Here is a 25,904-nt window from a genome sequence, read left to right as displayed (position 1 = left end):
TTGCCGCGCGGACAATTTCGCGCGGCTGGAAATCACCCGGCCATCGAGCCGGTCTCAATTTGCGCGCAAACTACGGATTTGGCGATGATTGTCAAGCGAACCCGCACGTCTGCGTGTCAAACAGTATCCTGCGCGACCGGCTCCCGGCGCGCGGGGTCGAAACCATGCATGCGCGTGGCCCACTGCAGCCCGACGACGGCCCCCTTGATCGAGGGCAGCATGATCATCGGCATCAGAATCGCCATGGGAATCATGGTCCACAGGTAGAAGGTCGGATCGACCGGGCCGGACATTTCGGCATGCAGCATCCAGCCAACCAGCACGTGGCCGACGATGAAGATGGCGATATAGGGCGGGAAGTCGTCGGCGCGCTGATATTTCAGCTCCTCGCCGCAATTGGCGCAGCTGTCGACGACCTTGAGATATTTGCGGAACAGCTTGCCCTTGCCGCAGTTGGGGCAGCGGCACAGGATGCCGTTGCCGATGGCGCGGGGCAGGGAGCGCTCCTCGCTGTAGCTGGCAATCTCGACGGCCATGATCAACGTCCCTTTCTGGCGAACTTGCGATAAGTGCCCGCCTTCTTCTTCTTTGACATATTTGGTCGCTTTCCGCCGCGACCGCCAGATGGCGTTTCGCCGCGGCTGCCGTCGCTGAGCAATTCGAAGCGCAGAGCGCCGGCGAGCGGCGCGGCTTCGAGCAGGCGCACCTCGACATCGTCGCCGATGCGGAAGGTCTCGCCGGTCTTGTCGCCGACCATGGCCTGCATTTCCTCGACAAAGCGATAGTAGTCGGCGCCGAGGCTTGATGCGGGAATGAAGCCGTCAGCGCCGGTTTCGCGCAGTTTGACGAAGAGGCCCGAGCGGGTGACGCCGGAAATGCGCCCCTTGAAGCGGGTGCCGATCTTCTCGGCGAGGAAATGCGCCAACAAACGATCGACGGTCTCGCGCTCGGCCAACATCGCTCGGCGTTCGGTCGAGGAGATGTGCTCGGCAATGCCGGCGAGCTTTTCTGCCTCGGTGTCCGTCAGCCCGTCCTTGCCCATGTCGAGCGCCGCAATCAGTGCCCGATGGACGATCAGATCGGCGTAGCGTCGAATCGGCGAGGTGAAATGGGCGTAGCGATCGAGGTTGAGGCCGAAGTGGCCGAAGTTCTCGGGTGAATAGAGCGCCTGCGCCTGAGTGCGCAGCACGATCTCGCTGACCTGCTGCAGCTTGCCGTCCTTTTCCGCCTTTTCGAGAATGCGGTTGAAGTCGAGCGGGCGCACGGCGTCGGTCTTGGGTGCGGGCAGTGAGAGCGAGCCGAGGAAGTCGCGCAGCGCGACGAGCTTTTCCTCGCTCGGCGAGTCGTGCACGCGATAGACCAGCGCCGAATGGTGCTTTTCGAGCGTTTCGGCGGCGGCGACATTGGCCGCGATCATCATTTCCTCGATCAGCTTGTGCGCTGTGAGCCGGTCGGGGACATGGACATCCTTGACCATGCCCTCGGCGTCGAGAACGATCTTGCGTTCGGGCATGTCGAGGTTGAGGGGCGCGCGCTTTTTACGGGCCTTTGACATGGCGTCATAGGCCGCCCAGAGCGGCTTCAGCACTCGGTCGAGAATGGGCCCGGTCTGATCGTCAGGCTGGCCGTCGATGGCTGCCTGAGCCTGCTGGTAGCTGAGCTTGGCGGCCGAGCGGAACAGGATGCGGTGGAAGCTGTGCGACTTTTTGCGGCCGTCGGCGGCAATGACCATGCGCACGGCCAGCGCGGGACGGTTCTCGCCTTCGCGCAGGGAGCACAGATCGTTGGAGATGCGCTCGGGCAGCATGGGCACCACACGGTCGGGGAAATAGACCGAGTTGCCGCGCAGATAGGCCTCGCGATCGAGCGCCGTGCCGTGCCGAACGTAGGCTGCCACATCGGCGATGGCGACATAGACGATGTGCCCGCCGGGATTGGCCTCGCTGGTATCGGGCTCGGCATAGACCGCGTCGTCGTGGTCCTTGGCGTCGGCCGGGTCGATGGTGACCAGCGGGAGATGGCGCCAGTCCTCACGACCGGCGATTGTCGCTTCATTGGCGGCTTCGGCTTCCTTCAGCACAGAGCCGGGGAAACGATAGGGAATGTCGAGATTGTGGATGGCGATCAGGCTGACCGCACCCTCGGACTTCGGATTGCCGATAACGCTGGTGACCCGTGCCTTGGGAATCATCAGACGGCCGGCGAATTTGACCTCGACCTCGACGAGGTCTCCGTCGCGCGCGTCGCCGAGATCGGCGCCGTTGATGCGCATTTCCTTTTGTTTGCGCTCGACCGGCACCAGCCGTGCGCCGTCCTCGTCCAGCCGGACAATGCCGATCTGGCCGCGGCGCGGCTTGTCGAGGATTTTCATGACGCGCGCGGTGTAGACCGGCACATCGGCCTCTCCGGTCTGGATACGCGCCAGCACCCGGTCGCCCGGTGCGGGGACGACGCGGGCCGTTTTGCCCTGAGCGATCGTGACGCGCGGCGGCAGGCCCTCGGCCTCGTTCCAGTTGGCCGGGAAGGCATGCAGATCGTCGGGATCGGCGTCGGCCGGAATGTCGAGCACGGTGACCGCGGGCAGGGTGGCAGTGCGCCGGATCTGCTTGCGAGAGCGGGCGATGAAGCCATCGCCCTCCATTTCCTTGAGCAGCACCTTGAAGGGGGTGCGCATGTCGCCCTTGATGCCGAAATGGCGCGCGATATCGCGCTTGCCATCGAGCTCGGGGTGTTTTGCCATCGCCTCGAGGATGGCTTCCTTGCTGGGCAGCGTGCCCACCTCATAGGCCCGGGGGGGCTTCTTGCGTGATTTCGTCAGTGGCGCCTTGGCCATGCAATCTTCTTTCGGGCGGGTCTGCCGCCTTGGTTTTGTGCCGCTCACGCGTCGCTGTCGGACGGGGCGGCGGGATGATCTCTTGCCGTGTCATGCCGGCGGCAGCTGTGCAGCGCCAGATCGGACATGAACTTCACGGCTGTGCAATGAAGTCGGTATGGCAGCGTGCCCTGATTCACGGCTTTGCCCTAGGGGCGCGTGAGAGGCGACATCAGCATATCGCTGTCGGGCGCAATCGGCCATGCCAGAGGCTGATATGGTTCGAGCTACTGAAAAATCAAGGCGATCGGGCTGCCACGGGTTTCGCGCGCATTGCCGGGGGCGCACCGCGGCGTGCTAGGTTGCTGCCAGCAAACTGAAGATCGAGACCATGACCATACCCTTTTTCGACGGCCACAATGACACGCTGCTCAAACTGATCGAGGTGCAGGGCGGTGCGCCCGAGCGCAAGTTCATCGATGGCTATCCGGCGGCGCACATCGATCTGCCGCGGGCGAAAACGGCCGGGATGGTCGGGGGCTTTTTTGCGATGTTCCCGCCGCCGATCAAGCAGAGCCTCTCCGATGTCGCTGCGGCACCGGCGAAGACGGAAGGCAAGCTGCCGCCGCAGCTGGCCTGGGCCGATGCGCAGGCCTCCACGACGGCGATGGCGGCCTTGCTGCTGCGTCTCGAGCGGCAGGGGGCATTGACGATCTGCCGTGATGCCGACGCGGTGCGCGCGGCGATTGCGGCCGAAAGGCTGGCGGCGATCTTTCATATCGAGGGCGCGGAGGCGATCGACACCGAGCTGCAGTCGCTGGAACTGCTCTATGCCGCGGGGCTGCGTTCGGTGGGGATCACCTGGAGCCGGCAGAACGCTTTCGGCACGGGCGTGCCGTTCGTCCACAATGCCGATCCCGACATCGGCGACGGGCTGACCGAGGCCGGGAAGCGCCTGGTCCGGGCCTGTGACGAGATGGGTGTGATGATCGATCTCAGCCATCTCAACGCCAAGGGATTCCGTGACGTCGCTGCGCTGAGCAGCAAGCCGCTGGTCGCGACTCATTCGAATGTCCATGCGATCTGCCCGCATGCGCGCAATCTGGTGGACTGGCAGCTGGCGGCGATCCGCGAGAGCGGCGGCGTGGTCGGGCTGAACTATGCGACGGGCTTTCTTCGGCCCGACGGGAAGATGGTGCCGGACACGGGGATCGACCTGATGGTGCGCCATGTGGCCGCTCTGGTTGAGGCGCTGGGCGAGGATGGTGTGGCGCTCGGCTCGGATTTCGACGGCGCGATGATGCCCGCCGAGATCAGGAATGTGACGGGCGTGCCCAAGCTGCTGCAGGCGCTGCTGGACCACGGATTCGGCGAGGACCTGGTGCGCAAGATCGCGCTCGATAACTGGCTGGGGCTGCTCGAGCGGACGCTCTAGATGCCGGGGCCGTGCCACCTATGGGGGCAACACGGCCTCTTTTGCCTCAGTAGTCGATGCGGAAGACCGAGACGCCCTGGCGGGGCAGGTGGGTGGTGAGCGTCGCCGCCCCATCAGGGGCGTCGAGCGTGCCGCTCTCCAGGTTTTCGAGCTGGCCGGCGGCTTCCAGCCGATCGAAATCGGCACCCGTCACGTCCTGCGGCGCGCCCATTTCCTGCCAGACGCGATAGGCGTTGGAATGGTCGTGATCCATGCGGAAATGGGTCAGCTTATGGTTACCGGTCCGGAGCCCCTTCAACGCGATGGTGATGTCGGCCGGATCGGTCAGCACGTCGTCGTCGTGATAGTGCCAGACGAGGACGCTGACGCCGGCTTCGTCGCGGGTGGCGACGGCGTTGATGTCGGGCTGCTCGCGGACGCCATGTTCCATGATGGTTTCGATGTCGAGCGCGTGGTCGCTCTTCGCCTCGATCCACTCGCCCTTGAGCTTGCCGAGCAGGCGGAAGCCGTTGAGCACGGCCTCGTCGACGCCATTGGTCGCGAGGTCGCGGAAGCCGTCGAACCAGTCCTGACCCTCGAACATGAAGGCCCAGGTGACGGCGCCCTCGATTTCGATGCCGGCGCGGGCCGAGAGCTCGTAGGTCCGCAGCATGCTTTCGACCGCGTAGACACCGTAGAGCGGGCCGTTGCGATAGCCGTTCTGCGGGTGCACCCGGGCCGAGCAGGCAGCGCAGCCCTCTGGATCGGATTCGCCGATCACTGTCGGCAGGTGCTTCAGCGTGGGAAATTCGGCGAGGATCGCGAGGTTGGCCTCGATGTCGCGCAACTGCTTGTGGAGGCCCATCCGGACGTGGTCCTTCCACATCACCGGATTGCCCTTGGCGTGAAAGCCGACGAAGTCGATGGGCGTGTCATTGTCGACGACATATTGCAGGAACTGGCGGAGGAAGGCCGCGGCCTTGGCGTTGTTGAAGGCGCCGCAGGTGTGCGGGCCGCCGACGCGGGCCTCGGGGATTGCCGATTTGATAGCCCGGACGCTGACGGCATAAAGCTCGCAGAACTGCTCGACGGTGCCGGTCCAGTAGAGCCCGTCCGGCTCGTTCCAGACCTCCCAGGGCCAGGACTTCACCTGGTCCATGCCATAGCGCGCGACGAGATGCAGCGCCCACTGGCGGACGAGCTCACCCCATTTGTCGAGATCATTGGAAGGGGCGGCCCAGCCCGTGGTGATCCCCGCCGGCCGGTCGGTCGGCGCCCAGGCGTGCTGATAGGGCCCCTCGGCATCGGAGAGGGCCTCGGGCGTGAAGCCGACCTGGATCAGCGGGATGTTGCCGGCCTCGATATAGCAATCGAAGATCCGGTCCATGATGGTCCAGTCGTAGACCGGATTGCCGTCGGCATCCTCGGTATAGGCGTTGGTCGACCCCCATTTGAGCGCGTGGGTGCCATCGCCAGAGGTCAGCAGGTTGTGGGTGCGGATGCGGGGCGGCTCGGGGCTGAGTTCGGTCAGCTCGCGCAGCAGCTTTCTGCCGTTGTCGGTATAGGTGTAGTTCGGCTCGTCATGGCCGAACCAGTTCCAGAGCGGGCGATAGGGGCCGCGGGTCGTCGCTGCGTCGACATCGACATGGACGTCGTAAGTCTTGGTCATCGGTGGGTCTCCTCCCAGAGGGCTGGGAGGATGCACACGCGTGCCGGCTTGTCGACATCTGAGGACGGGGCGCGGGACGAATTCTCGCGGCGCGCCCCGCGCGGTTCGGTTTACTCGGCGGCAGGTTCCTCGGCCTTGGCGGCTTTCTTCGGTGCCGCCTTCTTGGCCGGTGCCTTTTTCGCGGCAGGTTTTTTGGCCGCAGCTTTTTTCGCAGGTGCCTTCTTTTTGGCAGCGGGCTTCTTCTTGGCCCCGCCCTTGGCGACGATCAGTTCGATCGCCTGTTCCAGAGTTACGTCCTCGGGCTTCATGTCCTTGGGCAGGGTGGCGTTGACCTTGCCCTGATTGACATAGGGGCCATAGCGGCCGGCCCGGACCGAGATCGCGCCGTCGTCATGCTCGAAGGTCTTGATCGCCTCGACCGTGCGGCCACGACCGAAGCGTCCGCCACCGGCGACCTTTTCGGCGATGAGATCGACGGCACGGTTGAGGCCGACCGTGAACACTTCCTCGACGTCCGGCAGGTTGGCGTAGGTCTTGTCGTGCAGCACGAACGGTCCATAGCGGCCGATGCCGGCGGTGATCGTCATGCCGGTTTCCGGATGGTCGCCGACGACGCGTGGCAGGCTCAACAGCTGCAGCGCCTTTTCGAGGGTGAGTTCCTCGGCCTGCCAGCCCTTGGGGATGGAAGAGCGCTTGGGCTGATCGCCTTCGCCGAGCTGCACATAGGGGCCGAAGCGGCCGGTTTTCATCAACACGTCGAGACCGCTTTCGGGATCGGTGCCGAGAATGCCGTCACCAGGCGCCGCCTCGCCGGCGCCCCCCGCGGCGGCGTCGCTGAGCTGCAGCGTGTAGCGGCATTCGGGATAGTTCGAGCAGCCGATAAAGGCGCCGAATTTGCCCAGCTTGAGCGACAGTTTGCCTTCGCCGCAGCTCGGGCACTTGCGCGGATCGGAGCCGTCTTCGCGCGGCGGAAAGATGTGATCGGCGAGCAGCTCGTTCAGCGCATCGAGGACTTCGGAGACGCGCAGGTCCTTGATCTCTTCGACATGGGCGGAGAAATCCTTCCAGAAGTCGCGCAGGACCTCTTTCCAGTCGAGCTTGCCGTCGCTGATCAGATCGAGCTTTTCCTCGAGGCTGGCGGTGAAGCCGAACTCGACATAGCGGTCGAAGAAGCTGGAGAGGAAGGCGGTGACGATGCGGCCGCGATCTTCGGGGATCAGAGTGCGCTTTTCCAGCCGGACGTAATTGCGGTCCTGCAGCACGCTCATGGTGGAGGCGAAGGTCGAGGGGCGGCCGATGCCGAGCTCTTCCATCTTGCGGATGAGGCTGGCTTCCGAATAGCGCGACGGCGGCTGGGTGAAGTGCTGTTCGATCAGCGCTTCCTCGAGCTTGGGCCGGTCGCCCTCGGCCAGCGGCGGCAGCTCGCGGCTGTCGCTGTCGTCCTCGCCGTCCGGGGTCTGTTCGGTCTTGGCCTCGATGCCGTAGAGCGCGAGGAAGCCCGGGAAGGTGACGACCGAACCAACGGCGCGCAGTGTGACGTCCTTGCTGGTCGCAAAGACCGAGATGTCGGCCGTGGTGCGTTCGATCTCGGCCGAGCGCATCTGGCTCGCCAGGGTACGCTTCCAGATCAGCTCGTAGAGCCGATGCCGGTCGGCGTCGCCACGCAGCTCGTCGGGATTGCGGAACAGGTCGGTTGGGCGGATCGCCTCATGCGCTTCCTGGGCGTTCTTGGCCTTGGACTGATAGATGCGCGGCTTTTCCGGAATGTAGTCGGAGCCGTGCTCCTTGACGATGGCGCGGCGGGCCTGGTCGATCGCCTCGGGCGCCATCTGCACGCCGTCGGTTCGCATATAGGTGATGATGCCGTCTTCGTAGAGCCGCTGGGCGATCTGCATGGTTCGGCTGGGCGAAAAGCCGAGGCGCGACGACGCGTCCTGCTGCAGGCTCGAGGTGGTGAAGGGCGGGTAGGGGTTGCGCTTGGTCGGGCGCTTGTCGACATGGCTGACCGAGAAGGTGCCGGCTTCGATGGCCGCCTTCAGCGCCTCGGCTTCGGTGGCATTGGCGATGTCGAGCTTGTCGGTCTTGTTGCCATCGACGGAATAGAGCCGGGCCTCGAAGGTCTTGCCCTTTTCGGTGAGCTTGGCGCCAACCGACCAGTATTCCTGAGGCTTGAAGCGCTCGATCTCGGATTCGCGGTCGCAGACGAGGCGCAGCGCTACCGACTGCACGCGACCGGCCGAACGCGAGCCCGGCAGCTTGCGCCACAGCACCGGGGACAGGGTGAAGCCCACCAGATAGTCGAGGGCGCGGCGCGCCAGATAAGCGTCGACCAGCGGCACATCGATCTCGCGCGGATGCTGCATGGCTTCGGTGATGGCGGCCTTGGTGATTGCGTTGAACACCACCCGGCTGACCGGCTTGTCCTTGAGCAGCTTTTTCTGGCGCAGCACATCGAGCACGTGCCAGCTGATGGCTTCGCCTTCGCGATCCGGGTCAGTTGCGAGGATCAGTTCGTCAGCGTTCTTGAGCGCATTGCCGATGTCGGCAAGCCGCTTCTTGGCTGCCGTGTCGACCTGCCAGGTCATGGCAAAGTCTTCATCGGGCAGGACCGAGCCGTCCTTGGCCGGCAGATCACGCACGTGACCGAAGCTGGCCAGAACCTCGTAGTCCTTGCCGAGATAGTTGTTGATCGTCTTCGCCTTGGCGGGACTTTCAACGATGACGAGCTTCATGCCGGGTACTCTTTAAAAGCGCTTGGAAACGGCCGGCAACATGGTGAAGCGCTGCGGGGCTGTCAACGGAAAGCAAAGGGCCATTTGCCGCTTCCCCTTAGGGGAACATTTTTGTGGGAGCTCAGTAGGAGAGCGCCACAAGCTGGCCGGCGGACCATTCGATACGGCCATCGAGGTCCAGTTCGAGCAGCAGGGTCTGCACCTGTCCGATTCCCAGCCCGGTGGTGCGGATCAGGTCGTCTACGGGCGTGGGGGTGACGCTGAGGGCCTCGAGCAAGCGGCTGCGTTCGTCCTCGGTGGGTGGCGCGGTATCGAAAAAGTCGGTGTCCGGCAGCCAGTCCGATTCGAGCAGGTTGGGACGGCGCAGGCGATAGTCCTGCAGGGCATTGATGATGTCTTCCGCGCCGGTGATCAGCTGGGCGCCGTCACGGATCAGGTGGTTGGCGCCCTCCGAGCGCGGATCGAGGGGCGAGCCGGGCACGGCGAAAACCTCGCGGTTCTGCTCGACGGCCAGCCGCGCTGTGATCAGCGAGCCGGAGCGTTTGGCGGCTTCGACCACCAGCGTGCCCAGCGAAATGCCCGAGACGAGCCGGTTGCGGCGCGGGAAATCCTGGGCGCGGGGTTCCCAGCCGAGCGGCATCTCGGTTAGCAACATGCCGCCGTGTTCGATGATCGCGTTGGCGAGCGGCACATTTTCGTTGGGATAGATGTGATCGAGGCCGCCGGCCAGCACTGCAAGCGTGCCGGTGCGCAGCGCGGCACTGTGCGCCGCGGCGTCGATGCCCCTAGCGAGGCCGGAGACGATGGTGTAGCCGGTATCGCCGAGGTCGGACGCGAGGATGCCAGTCATTTTCTGCCCGGCGCTTGAGGCATTGCGGGCGCCGACGATCGAAACGGTGCGTTCGAGACTGAGTCGGGTGCCGCTGCCGATGACCGAGACCAGCGGTGGCGCGCCCCCGATATATTGCAGCAAGGGTGGGTAGTCGGCTTCGCCCATGGCAACGAGACGGCCCCCCAGCTTTTCGATGCCGGCCAGCTCGTCCTCGGCTTGGGCGATCGAGGGGATGCGGGGGCTGCGGCCGGCCTTGCGGGCAAGCTCGGGCAGCGCGGCGATGGCGGCCTCGGCCGAGCCCTCGCGATTGAGCAGCTGCCGGAAGGTCTGGGGGCCGACATTGGGGGTGCGGATCAGGCGGAGCCAGGCGATCCGTTGGGTGGGTGTGAGCAGGATTGCCCCTTTGCCCATGTCAGCCGGCCTTGGGTTTTTCCGAGCCGATTTTCGGCTCCGTTCCATCCCACAGGCGCCTGATATTGGCCCAGTGCTTGTAGTAGACGAATAGCGTGATCAGCCCGCAGGCCGCCGCCATCGGCAGGCCATCGCGATCGAACACCAGGCCGTTGAGGCCATAGGCGAAGATCGGGGCGGTAGCTGCGGCGGTAAGCGCCGCGAGCGAGGAATATTTGCGGGCCAAGGCGATCACCAGCCAGGTGCCGCAGAAGGCCAGCCCGACCGGCCAGGACCAGGCAAGCAGGATGCCGATATAGGTCGCGACCCCCTTGCCGCCCTTGAAGCCGAGCCAGACCGGGAAGATGTGCCCAAAAAAGGCACCGATGCCGGCGCCGAAGATGATGAACTGATCGGCGAGGAGGGTTTCGGCGCCGGGGCTCGAGATGAGGAACCAGCGCGCGATCAGCACCGGCACGATGCCTTTGCCGACATCGAGCAGCACAGTGGCCAGCGCCAGCCAGCGATTGCCGGTGCGCAGCACGTTGGTGGCGCCGATATTGCCCGAGCCGATGGCGCGGATATCGCCCATACCGGCAGCGCGGGTCAGCAGCAGGCCGAAGGGGATGGACCCCAGCAGATATCCAAGGACCGTCGCGATCAGGAAATTCATGCGGTTGCGCCCTCCACCGTATCAGCATGGCTGAAGACCGGGCGGCCCGCAACGAATGTGTGCATCACCGCGCCCTGCAAGCGTGCGCCCTCGAAGGCGGAATTGCGCGAGCGGGACCGGAAACTGCTTTCCTGCACCACCCACGGATAGTCGGGATCGATGAGGATCAGGTCGGCGGGCGCGCCCTTTGCGATGCGGCCGCTCTCAAGCCCGAGGATTTCGGCGGGCCGGCTTGTCATGGCGCGCAGCAGGGTCATCAGCGGCACATCGCCAGAATGCACGAGGCGCAGCGCGGCAGCCAGCATGGTTTCGAGCCCGATCGCCCCGTCGGACGCTTCGGCGAAGGGCTGGCGCTTCACTTCCGCATCCTGCGGATCATGGGCCGAATGAATGACGTCGATGGCGCCGGAATTGAGCCCAGCGATCACCGCCTGGCGATCATCCTCGGAGCGCAGCGGCGGCGACAGCCGGAAGAAGGTCCGGTAGGGGGCAACGTCGTTTTCGTTGAGCGACAGGTTGTTGATCGAGATCCCCGCCGAGACGTGCGGCAGCTTCTGGCGCGCTTCGGTCAGCAGATCGACTGACAGGCCGGTCGAGACCTGCGCGGCGTGATAGCGGGCGCCGGTGAGGGCTGCCAGTTGCAGATCGCGGGCCAACGGGATGGTCTCGGCTTCGACCGGAATGCCCTTGAGACCGGAGACTGTGGCGAGCGTGCCTTCATTCATCACACCGTCGGCGATCAGACTGCGCTCGGCGACATGGTGCATGACCACCATATCGAAATTGCGCGCATAGGTGAGCAGCGCGCGCATCATGCCGGCGGACTGGATCGAGTTGCGGCCATCGGTGAGCGCGACTGCGCCGGCTTCACGAAGCAGGCCGAACTCGGTGATTTCCTCGCCCTTGAGGCCGCGGGTCAGCGCTGCGGAGGGCAGGATGTTGACGGGCGCTTCGGTGGCGCCGCGACGCAGCAGGTAGTCGACCAGCGCGCCATCGTCGATCACCGGCGTGGTGTCGGGCATGAGGACGAAACTGGTGACGCCGCCGGCGGCGGCCGCGGCGCCCGCCGTGGTCAGGGTCTCGCGATATTCATGACCGGGTTCGCCGGTGAAGACGCGCATGTCGATGAGGCCCGGTGCGAGGACCATGCCTCGCGCATCGCGGGTTTCGGCATTCTCGGGCGCGCCGGGCGCGGCGCCATCGACGACATCGGTGATCCGGCCGTCTTTGATCAGAACCGAGCCCTTGGCATCGCGACTGCTGGCCGGGTCGACGATGCGCGCATTGGTAATGACGAGGTTGCCGGTCATGACGACGCCTCCGCCAGCAGCGCATCGAGCACTGCCATGCGCACCGCGACCCCCATCTCGACCTGTTCGGTGATGACCGAGCGTGGACCGTCCGCGGTGGCGGGGTCAATTTCGACGCCGCGGTTCATCGGGCCCGGGTGCATGACGATCGCATCCGGCTTGGCGACGGAGAGCTTTTCCTCGTCGAGGCCGTAGAAGCGATAGTACTCGCGCACCGAGGGGATCATGCGGCCGCTGGCGCGCTCGTGCTGCAGGCGCAGCATCATCACCACGTCGGCGCCTTCGAGGCCGGTGCGCATGTCGGTATGCACCTCGCTCACCAGCGCCTCGATACCGCGGGGCAGCAGGGTGCGGGGGGCGACGACGCGGGTGCGGACCTGCAGGGCGCCGAGCAGCAGCAGATTGGAGCGGGCAACGCGCGAGTTGGCGATATCACCGCAGATGGCGACGGTCAGCCCGGCGAGGTCGCCCTTGTGCTGGCGGATGGTGAGGGCGTCGAGCAGCGCCTGGGTCGGGTGTTCATGCGCGCCGTCGCCGGCGTTGATGACAGCGCATCCGACCTTTTGGCTCAGCAGTTCCACCGCGCCGGAGGCGGCATGGCGCACGACGATCACGTCGGGCTGCATGGCGTTGAGCGTGGTGGCGGTGTCGATCAGCGTTTCACCCTTCGAAATCGACGAGGTGCGTACCGACATGTTGGTGACCTGGGCCCCCAGCCGCTTGCCGGCGATCTCGAAGCTCGACTGCGTGCGCGTCGAAGGTTCGAAGAACAGGTTGATCTGGGTTTTTCCCGCCAGCGTCGGCAGGATTTTCCGCTGCTGGCGCGAGACCGGGATCATCGCTTCGGCCCGGTCGAGCAAGTCGACGATATCATAGGGGCTGAGCTGGGAAATGCCGAGAAGATGGCGATGGGGAAAAGGCGGGCGCGCGGCGCTTTGGCCGCCTGCGTCAAGTGCTGGCGTGTTCAATGCCATCCTGCTCCGATCCGAATTTTGGCGGGTCTATCGCAGGGGGGCGCAGACCGCAAGGTCAGGGGGCGACTATCCCCCGGCGCAGGCGCTCGAGAGCTCCCTGCAGAATGTAGCTGGCGGCGAGCTTGTCGACCACCTCGGCGCGCTTGTTGCGCCGCATGTCGGCCTCGATCAGCGTGCGGGTGACCGCCGAGGTCGACAGGCGCTCGTCCCAGAAGACGATGGGGATTTCGATCTTGGCCGCGAGGTTGCGGGCGAAGGCGCGAGTCGACTGCACACGCGGGCCCTCGCTGCCATCCATATTGAGCGGCAGGCCGATGACGATGCCGACTGCGGCGTTTTCTGCAATCAGCTCAAGCAGGCGCTCGGCATCTAGGGTGAATTTCTGGCGCTTGATGGTTTCGAGCGGCGTCGCCGAATAGCGCATGCCATCGGAAGTCGCGACGCCGATGGTTTTCGTGCCGAGGTCCAGCCCGAGCAATTTGCCGGTCGGGGGCAGGGCGGAGAGATCATCGGTCACGGCTGGCCCCTTGCATCCATTCCATGGTTGGCTACCTGTGGCGGGAGCAAACCACAAGGCGCAAGATGAAACTCACCTGGTTCGGCGGCACGACGCTGCGCATTCATACCGGCGGCAAGATATTGGTGGTGGATCCGGCGGCACCCGCGGGCGTCGACCCCGATGAACTGGTGTCCGGCGCGGATGTGACCTTCGCGTTGGGCGAGGCCGGCGAGGCGGTCGATCCGGTGCTGTGGCAGCCGCGCCGGCAGGCGGCGATGCTGGATGCGGAGGATCTGCCCGAAGTGGTGGTGCATGGACTGGCCGAAGGCGGGGCGCTGATTGCGGCTGCGGGCGAACCACCGCTGCTGTTGCTGCATCATCCGCTGCCCAAGGCCGGACGCTGGACGCGCGATGCGGTGGTTGTGGTGCTGGGTGACGATGCGCCGGCTCTCGCCGCGGCGGCACTGGAGAGCCTCGCGCCCAAGCTGATTGCCATCGCGGCGCCCGAAGCGGTTGCCGATGCCTGTTTCGCAGCGCTCGGTACGCAGCTGGGCGGTACCGGCATGGTGGCGCTCGAGGCGGGATTGGCCGTCGAGCTCTGAGTGTCGCTTTTCATTTTGCCTTGTGGCGCGGCATTGGTAGAACGCGCACGAAACAGCTTTCGGAGTTTTGCCCATGTCCGTCGACGCCGCCACGGTGAAGCGTATCGCCCGTCTTGCGCGCATCCGCATCGAAGACGATGAAGTCGAGCGCTATAGCGGTGAGCTGAACACCATCCTGGGCTTCGTCGAACAGCTCAACGAGGTTGACGTGACCGATGTCGAGCCGATGACCTCGGTGACGCCGATGACTCTGCGCCGCCGCGAAGACAAGGTGACGGACGGCGGCTATGCCGACAAGATCGTCGCCAATGCGCCGCTGGCCGAAGACAATTTCTTCATGGTGCCGAAGGTCGTGGAGTAGGCCCGATGGCTGTCACGCTGGGCATCGAGACGCCGCTGCAGGACGATGTGCGCGATCTGGTGAAACGGCTCAACGCGCATCTGATGCCGCTGTCGCCGCCGGAATTCCAGTTCCAGATGACCGTCGAGCAGATGGCCGATGACGCGACAACGCTGTTTGTGGCCCGTGACGAAACGGGCCAGGCCATCGGCATGGGTGCGCTGAAGGTCGAGAACGCCGAGATGGGCGAGGTGAAACGCATGTTCACCGTGCCGGAAGTGCGCGGCAAGCGCGTCGGCTCGACCCTGCTGCAGGCTATCGAGGCGCTGGCGCGGGACAAGGGCCTCACCGTGCTGATGCTCGAAACCGGCAGCGAAGCGATCATGCCGGAAGCGCATCGGCTCTATCGCCGTGGTGGCTTCACGCCGCGCGGACCGTTTCTCGATTATCCCGACAGTGCGTGGTCGGCGTTCTACGAGAAGCAGCTTTGAACCTCCCGGACCGGTTGCGGGACATCGTTCCGCGCGATACCAACGGGCACATTTCCTCGAGCCTGAGCGAGCACACGCTTTGACCGATCTCACCCGCCTCACCCTTGCCGCAGCCCGCGATGGGCTGAAGCAGAAGTCCTTTTCGTCGGCCGAGCTGACCGCTGCCTATCTGAAGGCGATCGAGGCGGCCAACCCAAGCCTCAATGCCTATGTCGCCGTCAGTGCTGACGAGGCGCACGCGATGGCCAAGCAGTCCGACGCCAAGCTCGCGGCGGGCGAGGGCGGTCCGCTCGAAGGCGTGCCGTTGGGCATCAAGGATCTGTTCGCCACCAAGGGCGTCCACACCCAGGCGGCGAGCCATATCCTCGACAGCTTCAAGCCGGAATACGAGTCGACGGTCACCTCGCAGCTGTGGCGCGACGGCGCGGTGATGCTGGGCAAGCTCAACATGGACGAGTTCGCCATGGGCTCGTCCAACGAGACGTCCTATTATGGCCCGGTGATCAACCCTTGGCGGGCCGACAATTCCAACGCGCAGCTGGTGCCGGGCGGTTCGTCCGGCGGCTCTGCGTCGGCGGTGTCTGCCTGGCTGTGCGCGGGGGCGACGGCGACCGATACGGGTGGTTCGATTCGCCAGCCGGCGGCATTGACGGGCACGGTCGGCGTGAAGCCGACCTATGGCCGCTGCTCGCGCTGGGGCATTGTGGCGTTCGCCTCCTCGCTCGACCAGGCCGGGCCGATCGCCCGTACGGTCGAGGACTCGGCGATCATGCTGGGGTCGATGGCCGGGTTCGACCCAAAGGATTCGACCAGCGCCGAGCTGGCCGTGCCGGATTTCGCGGCGGCCGTGGAGCGGGGCGTCAAAGGTCTGGTGATCGGTATTCCGCGTGAATATCGCATGGACGGCATGCCGGAGGAGATAGAGCAGCTCTGGCAGCAGGGTATCGCCTGGCTGAAGGCCGAGGGCGCCGAGGTGCGCGACATCACGCTGCCTCATACGAAATACGCGCTGCCGGCCTATTACATCGTGGCGCCGGCGGAAGCCTCGTCGAACCTCGCGCGCTATGACGGCGTGAAATTCGGTCTGCGTGATACCGGCAAGGACATCACGGACCTCTACAACCTCAGCCGGGCCGAAGGCTTCGGGCGCGAGGTGAAGCGGCGCGTGATGATCGGCACCTATGTGCTGTCGGCGGGCTATTATGATGCCTATTACGTCCGCGCTCAGAAGGTTCGCACGCTGATCAAGCGCGACTTCGAGACCGTGTTCAACGACGGCGTCGACGCGATCCTGACGCCGGCGACGCCATCGGCCGCCTTCGGCGTGGGTGATGAGGATATGAAAGCCGATCCGGTGAAGATGTACCTCAACGACGTCTTCACGGTGACGGTGAACATGGCCGGGTTGCCGGGAATTGCCGTGCCGGCGGGCAAGGACTCGGCCGGCCTGCCGCTCGGATTGCAGCTGATCGGCAAGCCGTTCGACGAGGAAACGCTGTTCGCGGCAGGCCGCGTGCTGGAGCGCAGCGCCGGCATCGACTTCGCGCCGACGCCCTGGTGGTGAGCCGCACGCGCGTGTCACAAGCCTTGATCCATCCGGCAATCCGCTCTATTTGCCGGCAATGCACAAATTGAAGGTGATAGTGACGCGTCCCACGGCTGCGTCCGGGCCACAGGGAGTTTCGTCTATGTCCGCCGACATCTTCACCTCGGAAGATTGGTCACAGCCGCCGCGCGATATGTCCAAGCCGCTGCAGGCGATGTGGTGGATTCGCAAGGGTTCGTTCCGGGTCGGCCCCGAATGGGAAGAAGCCCATGGCATCTGCCAGGCCATGGAAGGCGTCGCAGAATTCGACTGGGTGCACGCGCTGCTGCACTGGATCGAAGCCGACATGGGCAATGCCGATTACTGGTATCGCCGGTCCGGCAAGCGCCGCTCGGCGCCGAACGTCAAGGCCGAGTGGGAGCATATCGCCCGCGAACTGAGCGGCGTGACCCAGCACTGAGCCTCAGGGCTCTAGCCTGTACACCGACACATGCGACCGGGACTCGGCAGTGAAGGCGCTGCCGGTCCAGTCGGCGTGCCGGCTTTCGAGCGCGAAACCGGCCAATTGTCCCATCAAGTCCAGCTCCGATGGCCACACGTAGCGGTGTGGTGAGCGAAAGAGCTCTGCCGTCCGGCTGTCCTCGGCGAAGCGGAAGTGGTGCGAGACGACGATCTGGTCCATCGTGTCGATGGTATCGAGGCCGATGTAGCCGGGCTCGGCCGCAAAGACCGTGGCCTCTTGCCCCGGCGGCAGGCTGCGCAGATCCGGCACCCAGTTCTCGACGACGAAACATCCACCCGGTTCGAGGTGGCGCGCCGCGTTTTCGAAGGTCGCGACCTGTTCGGCCTGGCTCAGCACGTTCGAAATGCCATTGTAGACCAGAAAGACGAGACCGAACCGGCCGGAAACCGTCGTTTTCGACATGTCCCCGATGGCAACAGGCAGCTCGTCGGCGTCGATCTTTTCATGCAGCCGGTCGGTCATGGCTTGGGAGATCTCGATGCCGCTGACCGGCACGCCGCGCTCGCGTAACGGAATGGCGACGCGTCCGGTGCCAATGGCGAACTCGAGCGCCGGCCGCCCGGCGGCCAGTTCCGCCAGGCGGTCAACGGTGCTTTTGAGAAGGTCGTCAGCAAACATGCCGCGGCCGGGGGTGTCGTAGGTCCGGGCGGCGTCCGCATCCCAGATGTCGGCATGGGTGAGGTTGGGCATTGGGTTCTGGTCTTTCATCGGTTGTCATATTCGCTGCGAACCAGTTCGAGGCCGCGGCGGGTGATGAGGTAGGGGCCACCCTGGCGGGAGGCGATGGCCTTGCGACGCCGGAGTTTGTGAAACAGGCGCAGGTCGAGCCCATGCATCAGCCACCCGTCGCGGGTGAAGCACTGCACGGCGTCGAGCTTGCCGGCGTCGTTGCGGATGGGTTGAATGGCGCCACCTTGCGCCAGAGCGTGCAGCACGCGCTGCTCGGAACGGGAAATGTCCAATTTCGTGAGACCTGGGATCGGCGCCCGTGCCACTCGGCAGCCGGCGCCAGACAGCATCATGCGCGCACCGGCTATCGCTCGGCGCCCGACGGGTGTGTCCGACCAGTCGCAAAGGCGACTAGGTCCTCAAGGTCTCCACGACAATCAGCATCTGTTCCCCCAAAGTCAGACCCGCCGCGCCGGGGTTGGCGCGACGGTGAAAACTAAGCGGAGCCGCTCGAAGGTAACAAGCGGCTAGGGTAGCTTCAGATGGATCAGCCCGGCATCTGTGGCGGGGCGAACACAATATAGGGCGTCGTCGGCATTTCGCCGGGCGGCACCGATTCAGGGGTCGGGTCGCCGGGCTCGCCGAGCGACTTGATGTACATATACAGCGAGCGCATCTCGGCCTCGGTGAAGGCATGGACGTTGAACCACGGCATGGGCGGGCCCGCCTGGAAGGTGCTGAGGTACTCGACCCAGCTGTCCTCGTCATACTGCGTTGCGGTGATCCTGAGGTTCTTGGCATAGGTCGTGCCCCAGGGGCCCTGATAGCCGACCGGGCTCCCGGTGAGCGCCGCAGCGGGATCGATTTCGCCGCCGGTTTCGGCATAGTTCACCGTGTGGCAATCGTGGCAGCCGCCGACGACGGCGATCCGTGCGCCCATGTCGACCGTTGGTTTGACGTCTTCGGCGTAGGCTGTGCCAGCGATAAGGCCGGCGGCAGCAAACAAGGCAAAGCGCAGCATGTGAGTCCTCCCGTCGCGTAAAGGCCGTTCCTCCCGGCCAAGGCGCTTATACCACCTGCGACAGGACGTCGCATCCAAATTTTGCGCCGAAATCAGGCGCGTGGCGATTTCCGGGGGGAGATCCGGTGCGTGAGGATGAGGGTGCCGGTGACCATGTACCAAAGGTTCTGCGGCCAGGCGGTGATGCGTTCGGCAAGGCCACGGCCAATCTCGATCTGCTGGCTGACAGCGAGGGCGTAGAGCACGAAACCCGTGATGCAGAGCAGGGCGCTGGCGATCGAATAGAGCGCAAAGCCGCGGCTGGACCGCCACATCACGGTGCCGAGCAGGGCGATGCCACCGCAGGACACCAGCAGTGCGAGGATGGCGCCCACGACATGCGGGGCTTCATTCTCGTTGACCGGAAAAAGACCCACGATCATGCAACCGAGACCGCCGCCGACTGCGATGATCCACAGGGCGATGGTGGTCCTGCCGCTGCGCGGCCAGAACTGCCGGGTCAGCCAGACACCGAGAACGACCAGCACTCCATTGATGAAGATGCCGGCATTGAACACCAGGTGCAGCGGCGAACAGGTGAGAACGCCGCTGGCCGGGTTGATGCGATCGCAACGCGTGACGCCGAGATTGCTGATGTCCTCGAGCAGCAAGGAATAGTCCGTGAAGGCGGACTGGGCGATGAACTGGGCAATGAAGAACTCGACGGTGAGCACCCAGAACAGGGCACCCAGACGGGTTTGATTCGATATCTGGCGGGACATGGATACCTCGGGAAACAGTGCATCGGAGCGCGTCTGGTGCCTCTCGTGCCGAAGCAGACTAGCGCTCGCGACGGTTGAAATCGAGGCGAGGCCAGTGCACACCAGAGGCGCATTTCAATCAGCCAGCCGAGTTGCCCCGTGACCAAGCCGCCCGCCGAATGCATGTCCAAGGAGGATGTGCGCGTTGAAATCGACCGGATCGACAAGGCGCTGCTGGCCCTGCTCGCCGAGCGGCACGGCTATGTCACCCGCATGGCCGAGATCAAGACCGACGCGCATGAGGCCTATGATCCCGCACGGATCGCAGCCATCATCGAGCGGCAGCGCAAGCGCGCCGAAGAGCTGGATCTCGACGAGGATCAGGCCGAACTGATCTGGCGCACATTGATCGACTGGAATGTGAACTACGAAAAAGGCATTATCGCCGCGCGCAAGCGTCACGGCTAAGATCGGTCGTTCCGCGCTGCTGGAGTGAAGCGATGCAGTCGACCGTCGTGACCATTCGTCAGGCCCAGGCCAGTGAAGCCGAACGGCTGGCCGAGATTGCCTATCTCGCCTGGGATCGCGATCTGCGCCCGTTTCTGGCTGGTGAACAGGCCAGCCAAAAGGGCGAAAAGCGCCGGTTAAACATCGCGGTACACGAATTGCTGGCGCGCACGATTGTTGCCGAGATCGATGATGTGCCGGTTGGCTGGTGCGCCCGGGCGCGGACCAGAGCCTATATTCCGTATCTGTTCGTCACGCCGGTGCTGCAGAATCAGGGCATCGGCTCACTGCTGCTGCGGCGCATGGAATCGCTGCTGGAGCTGGAGGGCGCCGAGACGGTGCAGCTCGATACGCTGTCCGATAATGTGCGCACGGTGAACTTTTATCAGCATCAGGGCTATCGCATCCTGGCGCTGAAGCGCGAGGGCACAAGCCGCCGCGACCCACAGATCAATGTGCGGCTGGAAAAGCGGTTGAGCCCGTTTTACGGGCAGGTCGACGACCACTAGCCCGTTCCCGGCTCAGCTTCTGTCGCTGAGCGATCAAAAGCGCTTCGCTGGGACGAGATTCGCGGCGCGCGGCGCATCGAAAGCCTTTCCCCGTGCTGGGGAATTGTCATAGACAGAACCAAACCGAAATCGAACTGCCGGGACAGCATGAGCCTCATCGACACCCGTACCCCGAACCCCAAGCATTTCATCAAGGGCGCAACCGGCGACTGGGAAATCGTCATCGGCATGGAAGTGCATGCGCAGGTGACGTCGGACAGCAAGCTGTTCTCGGGCTCGTCGACCGCGTTCGGCGCGCCGCCGAACTCCAATGTGAGCTTTGTCGACGCGGCGATGCCCGGCATGCTGCCGGTGATCAACGATGAATGCGTGCGCCAGGCCGTGCGAACGGGGCTGGGGCTGAAGGCGCAGATCAACAAGCGGTCGATCTTCGATCGCAAGAACTATTTCTATCCCGACCAGCCGCCCGGCTATCAGATCTCGCAGTACAAGGATCCCATCGTCGGCGAGGGCGTGGTGATGCTCGATGTCGACGGGGAACAGGTCGAGATCGGGATCGAACGGCTGCATCTCGAAACCGATGCGGGCAAGCTGATCCACGATCAGCATCCGTCGATGAGCTTTGTCGATCTCAATCGGGCCGGCGTGGCGCTGATGGAGATCGTCTCCAAGCCCGATCTGCGCTCGTCCGAGGAGGCCAAGGTCTATCTGGCGAAGCTGCGGACCATCCTGCGCTATCTCGGCACCTGCGACGGCAACATGGAGCAGGGCTCGATGCGTGCCGACATCAATGTGTCGGTGCGGGCGCCGGGGGGTGAATTCGGCACGCGCTGCGAGATCAAGAACGTCAATTCCATCCGCTTTGCCGGGCAGGCGATCGAATTCGAGGCGCGCCGCCAGATCGACATTCTGGAGGATGGCGGCGCGGTCGAGCAGGAAACGCGGCTTTATGATCCCAAGACCGGCGAGACGCGGTCGATGCGCTCCAAGGAAGACGCCCAGGACTACCGCTATTTCCCGGAGCCGGACCTGCTGCCGCTGGAGTTCGACCAGGCCTTCATCGATGCGCTGGCCGCCGAATTGCCGGAACTGCCGGACGACAAGCAGGCGCGGTTCATCGCCGACTATGGCGTGACGCCCTATGACGCGATGGTGCTGACGCTGGAGCGCGAGACGGCCGACTACTACGAGGCCTGCGTGACCTTCGGCGGCAAGACCCGCGACGGCAAGGCCGTGGCCAACCTCGTGAATGGCGACATCGCCGCCTATGCGAATTCGCAGGGGCTGAGCGTTTGGGAATCCAGCATCCAGCCGAGCCAGGTGGCGGGGATCGTCGATCTGGTCGCGGCGGAGGTGATTTCGTCAAAGCTCGCCAAGGACCTGCTGCAGATCATCATTGCCGAGGAGCCAGAAGGCGACCCGGCCGAGATCGTCGAGCGGCGGGGCATGAAGCAGGTCACCGATCTCGGTGCCATCGAGAAGGTGGTGGACGAGATCATCGCCGCCAACCCCGACCAGGTGGCCAAGGTGCAGGCCAAGCCGACGATGATCGGCTGGTTCGTAGGCCAGGTGATGAAATCCTCGGGTGGCAAGGCCAATCCGAAGGCGGTGAACGACCTGCTGAAGAGCAAGCTGGGGCTGGAATAGCTTCCTCAGGCCGACCTGATAATAGATCGAAGCATCGGCACAGGCTGACATGGTCGGCGGTGCCTTGCCCGGCCTGTTGGCGCGAGCAGAGCAAAAAGGCATGCCGCCGGTTCTCTTGCGCGCCCGACCGCCTCTGATTCTGACCTAGCCCGAACAATTTCCATAAAGCTGCAGCGGCGCGCCTAAGCGGACGTTCATCCCCGACCTTCAGATTAAGTTCGAATGGTGACGTTATTGTCAGCGCCTATGCGGCGGATACGTCATCGGAACGGGTGGCCGCGATGGCCGAAGGATGGAGATTTCGATGAGACGCGCTTTTGCCATTTCGGCGACGCTAATGATGTTCGCGGCAAGCCCGGCCCTTGCAGCGACAACTGGCGAGGTGCTCGCCCAGCAATATGCCGACGACGGCTACAGCAATATCTCGATGCGCGAGTCGGGCGGCTACGCCAAGATCGAGGCATTCCGGGACGGCGAGAAGGTCGAGGCGATCTATTCGCTCGAAAGCGGCGAACTGGTGAAGATCGAAATCGCCCGCTCGTCGCGCTACTCCAGTACGTCGGGTTCGGACAATGATGATAACGACGACGGTGACGACGATCGGGACGATGTGCGCGGGTCAGACGATGATGATGATGACCGTGACGATGAAGACGATGACCACGGCGATCGCAGCAGCGACCGGGATGACGACGATCGCGACGATGATCGGGATGACGACGATGATCGGGATGACGATGATGACGACGATGATGATCGCGATGATGATGATGATGATGACGGGGACGACGACTGATCGTCGTCCAGCCACGGTTCGTTCAGCAGGTCAGCAGGCTTTCGGCTCAAGCCGCGCGTTGCGGCTTGGGACCGACGTAGACTGACTGCGGACGGATCAGGCGCCCGGTCAGCGCCTGTTCCCGGGCATGGGCGATCCAGCCGCCGATGCGGCCGGCCGCGAAGACGGCGGTGAACACGTCGCGCGGAAAGCCCAGCGCCTCGAGGAGCAGCGCCGTATAGAACTCCACATTGGTTTCCAGCTTTCGGTCCGGCTTATGCCGCACCAGCGCGGCGAGCGCGGCACGTTCGATCGCCTCGGCCAATGCAAGCCGTGCGTTAACGCCGCCACCTGCCTTCAGCTGCGCCAGCGCGCCGGCCAGCGCATCGGCGCGTGGGTCGCGCGCCCGGTAGATGCGATGGCCAAAGCCCATCAGGCGCGCGCCGGACTGCAGTTCAGTCTGGATCCAGGTCTCGGCTGCCTCGGGCGTTCTGATCGCGTCGAGCATGTCGAGCACCGGGCCGGGGGCGCCGCCGTGCAGGGGGCCCTTCAGAGCGCCGAGCGCAGCGAGCACGGAGGAACCTAGCCCCGCGCCAGTGGAGGCGACAACGCGCGCCGTGAAGGTGGAGGCGTTGAGTCCATGGTCGATGACTGTCACCAGATAGGTGTCGAGACCGGCCGTTTCGGCGGCCGATGGTTGGCGTCCCGAGGTCATGCGCAGCATGTCCGCGGCGTGACCAAGTGCGGGATCCGGTGCTAGAGGCTGATCGCCGGCCTTGAGCCGGAGTAGGGCCGACAGGACGACCGCGGGTCCGGCCGTGAGACGCAGCGCCGAGTCGAGACTGTCGTCGTCGGTCAGACGGGCTAGCAGGGCGCGCATGCCGTCGAACAGCGGCAGCGCTGCGGCTGAGGCGAACTCGGTGGCAAGAGCAGCGAAGACGGCTGCGCGTGACGCCCCAAGGGCAGGCTGAAGCTGATCCTTCATAGCGGGAAACATGTCGGCCCAGAGGCGCGTCAGCACGTGTTCGAAGCTCAGCTTGCCGGCGATGGCATCGAGCGGCAGGCCGCGGATCACCAGCCGGCCGGCGAGACCATCGACATCCGACAGCACCGTCTCGGCGGCGACGACGTTTTCCAATCCATTGCTCATTTCAGCACCTCACTGTTTGCGAGGCGAATATCGGCGGGTTATCATTGACGTCAATCTTGATGATATCGATCAACGTGAGACGTCAATGTGGCTCACCGCCCGTGAAGCACTGGCCCGGCTGGGCAGCAAGCCGCAGTCGCTCTATGCCAGTGTCAGCCGTGGCCGTATCCGCGCGCGGCCGGACCCGGCAGACCAACGCCGCAGCCTCTACAGTGCCGAGGATGTCGAGCGCTTGGCGAAGCGCGCCCGGGGGCGGCGCAGCAGTTCGGCGGTGGCGGCCGAAACGATCAGCTGGGGCGAGCCGGTGCTGGCGACGGCGATCACCACTATCGCCGGCGGGCGGCTCTACTACCGCGGTCAGGACGCTGCCGTTCTGGCGGAACGCATGTCGTTTGAGGATCTGGCGGTACTGTTGCTCGGTGCGCTTGATGCCCCGGCGCCGCAGCCTGAAGAGACCGGCTCGGTGCTGGAGCGGGTGGCACAGCTGGCGGGGCGCATGCCGGCGTGCGCCGGCCGCCCGGCGGTGGCGTTGCGCTCGGATGCGGAGACCGTGTTGGCGACCATTTGCACTGGCTTTGCGGGGGAAGAGACGGCGCCGGTCCATGCGCGCCTCGCCGCGCGCTGGGCGCGTCCGGCTGCGGCCGATATCGTGCGCCGCGCGCTCGTGCTGCTCGCGGACCATGAACTCAATGCCTCGACCTTTGCGGCGCGGGTGGCGGTTTCGACCGGAGCCTCTCTGGCGGCAGGAGCGCTCGCCGGGCTCGCAACACTGAGTGGGCCCCGGCATGGCGGCGCGGCTGCGGAAGTGCGGGTGCTGGCGGAAGACATCGGCGGCCTGGGGGACGATGCTGCCGAGGCAGGCCTCCGTGATTGGCTCGGCGAGGGGCGTGGCGTGCCCGGATTCGGGCACCAGCTCTATCCGCAGGGCGATGTGCGGGCGCAGGCGTTGCTATCCCACATTGCGTTACCGGATAGTTACGAATCGCTCGCCCGCGCCGCCTTTGAAGTGACGGGCGAACTGCCCAATATCGACTTTGCGCTCGCAGCGCTGCAGACGGTTTTTGACTTGCCGAGCGAGGCGCCGCAGACGCTGTTTGCGCTGGGGCGCAGCGTCGGCTGGCTGGCGCATATGCTCGAACAGGCGACGAAGGGCGACCTGATCCGTCCGCGGGCGCGCTACGTCGGCCCGCCGCCCGCCATCAGGTAGCGCAGAAGTGCCTCGCCCATACGCCCACCGGCCACCTCGTCATAGGCACGGAGCATCGGTCCGGTGTTGAGCTCGAGAAAGACGAGGTCGCCGCCTAGCGGATCCGTCTTCATGTCGATGGCGCAGAAATCGCAGCAGAGGTCATCGGTCATTTCCCGCAGGCGGTCGAGCAGTCCGGCCGGCAAGGTTGTCGCCGGCAGTTCGGTGATGCGCATCTTCGGATCGAGCCGGGAGTCGAGTGTTTCGGACGCGATGTCGAAGACGAAGAACGCCGGGCCGGCGCGATAGATGCGGCGTTCGGGATAGGCCAGTTTCGGCTGGACGATGGCCGGATGCGGCGCCGTACCGTCGAGCCAGTCGGTTCCGGCGATCGCCTGCGGTGCGTCGACCACATAGCTGCCGCCGGCGACCGGCTTGGCAATGGACCGGTCGGCCGGCCTGAACTTCGCGATCTCGGCTTCCACATTGCTGACGAGTGTTGGCGGGACCTCAAGGCCGGCTGCACGGGCCCGGCCCAGCATCCAGGGTTTGCTTGCGGTCTGTGGGTGGATCTCGGCGTTGAGCGTGAAGACATCCGCCGCAGCGCACCAGGCGTCGACGGCGGCATACCAGGCCGACGCGCCGGCCAACAGTTCCTGCCTGCCGGTCTGCAGCGCGGTGAAAACGTCGTAGCGGATAAAGCAGGCTCGGCAGTCGAGTGCTGCACCGTCGAGCTGGGCGACGCCGTCCTCAAGGTTCCACGAGAAGGCCGGCGAATGCGTCTCGTCGATCATCAGGGTCCGGCAGGGCAGGCCGATTCGGGCAGCGATGTCGGCCAGCCAGGGCAGGTTGGTGTCGCGCCGCCCGCCGGCGATGAGGAGGTCAGACACCGC

26 protein-coding genes are annotated in these 25,904 nt (G+C 64.9%); 11 read left to right on the top strand and 15 right to left on the bottom strand.

Translation table 11 applies throughout. The features are described 5' to 3' along the window. Nucleotides 1-116: 116 nt before the first annotated feature. A complete protein-coding gene (locus tag ACN0TK_RS05810; protein ID WP_417308519.1) occupies nucleotides 117-536 on the bottom strand; it encodes a DUF983 domain-containing protein in 420 nt (139 codons plus the stop codon). A gap of 2 nt (nucleotides 537-538) precedes the next feature. Next, nucleotides 539-2,833 carry a ribonuclease R gene (rnr, locus tag ACN0TK_RS05805; RefSeq protein WP_417308518.1) on the bottom strand — a complete coding sequence of 765 codons (2,295 nt, stop codon included), beginning with the start codon at nucleotides 2,831-2,833 and terminating at the stop codon, nucleotides 539-541. 370 nt (nucleotides 2,834-3,203) lie between these two features. On the opposite strand from rnr, the gene ACN0TK_RS05800 reads away from it, so the two are divergent. After that, entirely contained in the window at nucleotides 3,204-4,247 is a 1,044-nt protein-coding gene (locus tag ACN0TK_RS05800; RefSeq protein ID WP_417308517.1) for a dipeptidase, read from the top strand. A gap of 46 nt (nucleotides 4,248-4,293) precedes the next feature. Here the strand turns inward: ACN0TK_RS05800 and ACN0TK_RS05795 are convergent, their stop codons facing one another. The 7 genes from ACN0TK_RS05795 to ruvX form a co-directional block, all read right to left on the bottom strand. Next, nucleotides 4,294-5,895 (bottom strand): GH39 family glycosyl hydrolase, encoded by a 1,602-nt coding sequence (locus ACN0TK_RS05795; protein WP_417308516.1) that lies wholly within the window; start codon nucleotides 5,893-5,895, stop codon nucleotides 4,294-4,296. Nucleotides 5,896-6,005: 110 nt separating this feature from the next. Next, entirely contained in the window at nucleotides 6,006-8,627 is a 2,622-nt protein-coding gene (topA, locus tag ACN0TK_RS05790; RefSeq protein WP_417308515.1) for a type I DNA topoisomerase, read from the bottom strand. Between the two features lie 121 nt (nucleotides 8,628-8,748). Continuing rightward, nucleotides 8,749-9,870 carry a DNA-processing protein DprA gene (gene dprA, locus ACN0TK_RS05785; protein WP_417308514.1) on the bottom strand — a complete coding sequence of 374 codons (1,122 nt, stop codon included), beginning with the start codon at nucleotides 9,868-9,870 and terminating at the stop codon, nucleotides 8,749-8,751. Between the two features lies 1 nt (nucleotide 9,871). Then, nucleotides 9,872-10,522: a glycerol-3-phosphate 1-O-acyltransferase PlsY gene (gene plsY / locus ACN0TK_RS05780; protein WP_417308513.1), complete on the bottom strand. Its 651-nt coding sequence runs from the start codon at nucleotides 10,520-10,522 to the stop codon at nucleotides 9,872-9,874. Next, entirely contained in the window at nucleotides 10,519-11,832 is a 1,314-nt protein-coding gene (gene pyrC / locus ACN0TK_RS05775) for a dihydroorotase (RefSeq protein WP_417308512.1), read from the bottom strand. Before pyrC ends, plsY begins: the two co-directional genes overlap by 4 nt. Further along, a complete protein-coding gene (locus ACN0TK_RS05770) occupies nucleotides 11,829-12,800 on the bottom strand; it encodes an aspartate carbamoyltransferase catalytic subunit (protein WP_417308511.1) in 972 nt (323 codons plus the stop codon). The genes pyrC and ACN0TK_RS05770 overlap by 4 nt, the downstream gene beginning before the upstream one ends. Nucleotides 12,801-12,861: 61 nt before the next feature. Beyond that, a complete protein-coding gene (gene ruvX / locus ACN0TK_RS05765; protein ID WP_417308510.1) occupies nucleotides 12,862-13,323 on the bottom strand; it encodes a Holliday junction resolvase RuvX in 462 nt (153 codons plus the stop codon). Nucleotides 13,324-13,388: 65 nt separating this feature from the next. Here ruvX and ACN0TK_RS05760 point away from each other — a divergent pair, with 65 nt between their 5' ends. The 5 genes from ACN0TK_RS05760 to ACN0TK_RS05740 all read left to right on the top strand — a co-directional run bounded on the left by ACN0TK_RS05760 (nucleotide 13,389) and on the right by ACN0TK_RS05740 (nucleotide 16,744). Continuing rightward, on the top strand, nucleotides 13,389-13,907 hold the full coding sequence (locus ACN0TK_RS05760; RefSeq protein WP_417308509.1) for a hypothetical protein: 519 nt from the start codon (nucleotides 13,389-13,391) through the stop codon (nucleotides 13,905-13,907). A 73-nt stretch (nucleotides 13,908-13,980) separates the two neighbouring features. Beyond that, complete coding sequence (gatC, locus tag ACN0TK_RS05755; protein ID WP_417308508.1) at nucleotides 13,981-14,268, top strand: Asp-tRNA(Asn)/Glu-tRNA(Gln) amidotransferase subunit GatC; 288 nt, start codon at nucleotides 13,981-13,983, stop codon at nucleotides 14,266-14,268. A gap of 5 nt (nucleotides 14,269-14,273) precedes the next feature. Further along, nucleotides 14,274-14,738: a GNAT family N-acetyltransferase gene (locus ACN0TK_RS05750; RefSeq protein WP_417308507.1), complete on the top strand. Its 465-nt coding sequence runs from the start codon at nucleotides 14,274-14,276 to the stop codon at nucleotides 14,736-14,738. A gap of 79 nt (nucleotides 14,739-14,817) precedes the next feature. Then, nucleotides 14,818-16,302: an Asp-tRNA(Asn)/Glu-tRNA(Gln) amidotransferase subunit GatA gene (gene gatA / locus ACN0TK_RS05745; RefSeq protein ID WP_417308506.1), complete on the top strand. Its 1,485-nt coding sequence runs from the start codon at nucleotides 14,818-14,820 to the stop codon at nucleotides 16,300-16,302. Nucleotides 16,303-16,426: 124 nt separating this feature from the next. After that, nucleotides 16,427-16,744: a hypothetical protein gene (locus ACN0TK_RS05740; protein WP_417308505.1), complete on the top strand. Its 318-nt coding sequence runs from the start codon at nucleotides 16,427-16,429 to the stop codon at nucleotides 16,742-16,744. A gap of 3 nt (nucleotides 16,745-16,747) precedes the next feature. On the opposite strand, the gene ACN0TK_RS05735 is transcribed toward ACN0TK_RS05740, so the two are convergent. The 4 genes from ACN0TK_RS05735 to ACN0TK_RS05720 all read right to left on the bottom strand — a co-directional run bounded on the left by ACN0TK_RS05735 (nucleotide 16,748) and on the right by ACN0TK_RS05720 (nucleotide 19,258). Then, nucleotides 16,748-17,515, bottom strand: coding sequence for a class I SAM-dependent DNA methyltransferase (locus ACN0TK_RS05735; RefSeq protein ID WP_417308504.1), 768 nt, complete (start codon nucleotides 17,513-17,515; stop codon nucleotides 16,748-16,750). Next, nucleotides 17,512-17,769 carry a YjhX family toxin gene (locus ACN0TK_RS05730; RefSeq protein ID WP_417308503.1) on the bottom strand — a complete coding sequence of 86 codons (258 nt, stop codon included), beginning with the start codon at nucleotides 17,767-17,769 and terminating at the stop codon, nucleotides 17,512-17,514. Before ACN0TK_RS05730 ends, ACN0TK_RS05735 begins: the two co-directional genes overlap by 4 nt. A 254-nt stretch (nucleotides 17,770-18,023) precedes the next feature. After that, complete coding sequence (locus tag ACN0TK_RS05725; RefSeq protein WP_417308502.1) at nucleotides 18,024-18,497, bottom strand: c-type cytochrome; 474 nt, start codon at nucleotides 18,495-18,497, stop codon at nucleotides 18,024-18,026. A gap of 92 nt (nucleotides 18,498-18,589) precedes the next feature. Beyond that, entirely contained in the window at nucleotides 18,590-19,258 is a 669-nt protein-coding gene (locus ACN0TK_RS05720) for a DUF998 domain-containing protein (protein WP_417308501.1), read from the bottom strand. Between the two features lie 138 nt (nucleotides 19,259-19,396). Here ACN0TK_RS05720 and ACN0TK_RS05715 point away from each other — a divergent pair, with 138 nt between their 5' ends. From ACN0TK_RS05715 to ACN0TK_RS05700, 4 genes are all read left to right on the top strand, one after another. Next, nucleotides 19,397-19,705, top strand: a complete 309-nt coding sequence (locus tag ACN0TK_RS05715; protein ID WP_417308500.1) for a chorismate mutase — start codon at nucleotides 19,397-19,399, stop codon at nucleotides 19,703-19,705. Nucleotides 19,706-19,737: 32 nt separating this feature from the next. Next, nucleotides 19,738-20,253 (top strand): GNAT family N-acetyltransferase, encoded by a 516-nt coding sequence (locus tag ACN0TK_RS05710; RefSeq protein WP_417308499.1) that lies wholly within the window; start codon nucleotides 19,738-19,740, stop codon nucleotides 20,251-20,253. A gap of 147 nt (nucleotides 20,254-20,400) precedes the next feature. Continuing rightward, a complete protein-coding gene (gene gatB / locus ACN0TK_RS05705) occupies nucleotides 20,401-21,900 on the top strand; it encodes an Asp-tRNA(Asn)/Glu-tRNA(Gln) amidotransferase subunit GatB (protein ID WP_417308498.1) in 1,500 nt (499 codons plus the stop codon). Between the two features lie 304 nt (nucleotides 21,901-22,204). Next, nucleotides 22,205-22,696 carry a hypothetical protein gene (locus ACN0TK_RS05700; protein WP_417308497.1) on the top strand — a complete coding sequence of 164 codons (492 nt, stop codon included), beginning with the start codon at nucleotides 22,205-22,207 and terminating at the stop codon, nucleotides 22,694-22,696. Between the two features lie 46 nt (nucleotides 22,697-22,742). Here the strand turns inward: ACN0TK_RS05700 and ACN0TK_RS05695 are convergent, their stop codons facing one another. Continuing rightward, complete coding sequence (locus ACN0TK_RS05695; RefSeq protein WP_417308496.1) at nucleotides 22,743-23,825, bottom strand: citrate synthase/methylcitrate synthase; 1,083 nt, start codon at nucleotides 23,823-23,825, stop codon at nucleotides 22,743-22,745. A gap of 85 nt (nucleotides 23,826-23,910) precedes the next feature. Between ACN0TK_RS05695 and ACN0TK_RS05690 the strand changes: the two genes are divergently transcribed. Then, on the top strand, nucleotides 23,911-25,032 hold the full coding sequence (locus tag ACN0TK_RS05690) for a citrate/2-methylcitrate synthase (protein WP_417308495.1): 1,122 nt from the start codon (nucleotides 23,911-23,913) through the stop codon (nucleotides 25,030-25,032). On the opposite strand, the gene ACN0TK_RS05685 is transcribed toward ACN0TK_RS05690, so the two are convergent. Next, nucleotides 25,002-25,901, bottom strand: coding sequence for a hypothetical protein (locus ACN0TK_RS05685; protein WP_417308494.1), 900 nt, complete (start codon nucleotides 25,899-25,901; stop codon nucleotides 25,002-25,004). The two genes, ACN0TK_RS05690 and ACN0TK_RS05685, sit on opposite strands and share 31 nt — an antisense overlap. Nucleotides 25,902-25,904 lie beyond the last annotated feature (3 nt).

Origin of the sequence: Devosia sp., assembly GCF_048261455.1 — a bacterium.
GTDB lineage: Bacteria > Pseudomonadota > Alphaproteobacteria > Rhizobiales > Devosiaceae > Devosia_A.
This window is presented reverse-complemented; position numbering and strand designations above follow the sequence as displayed.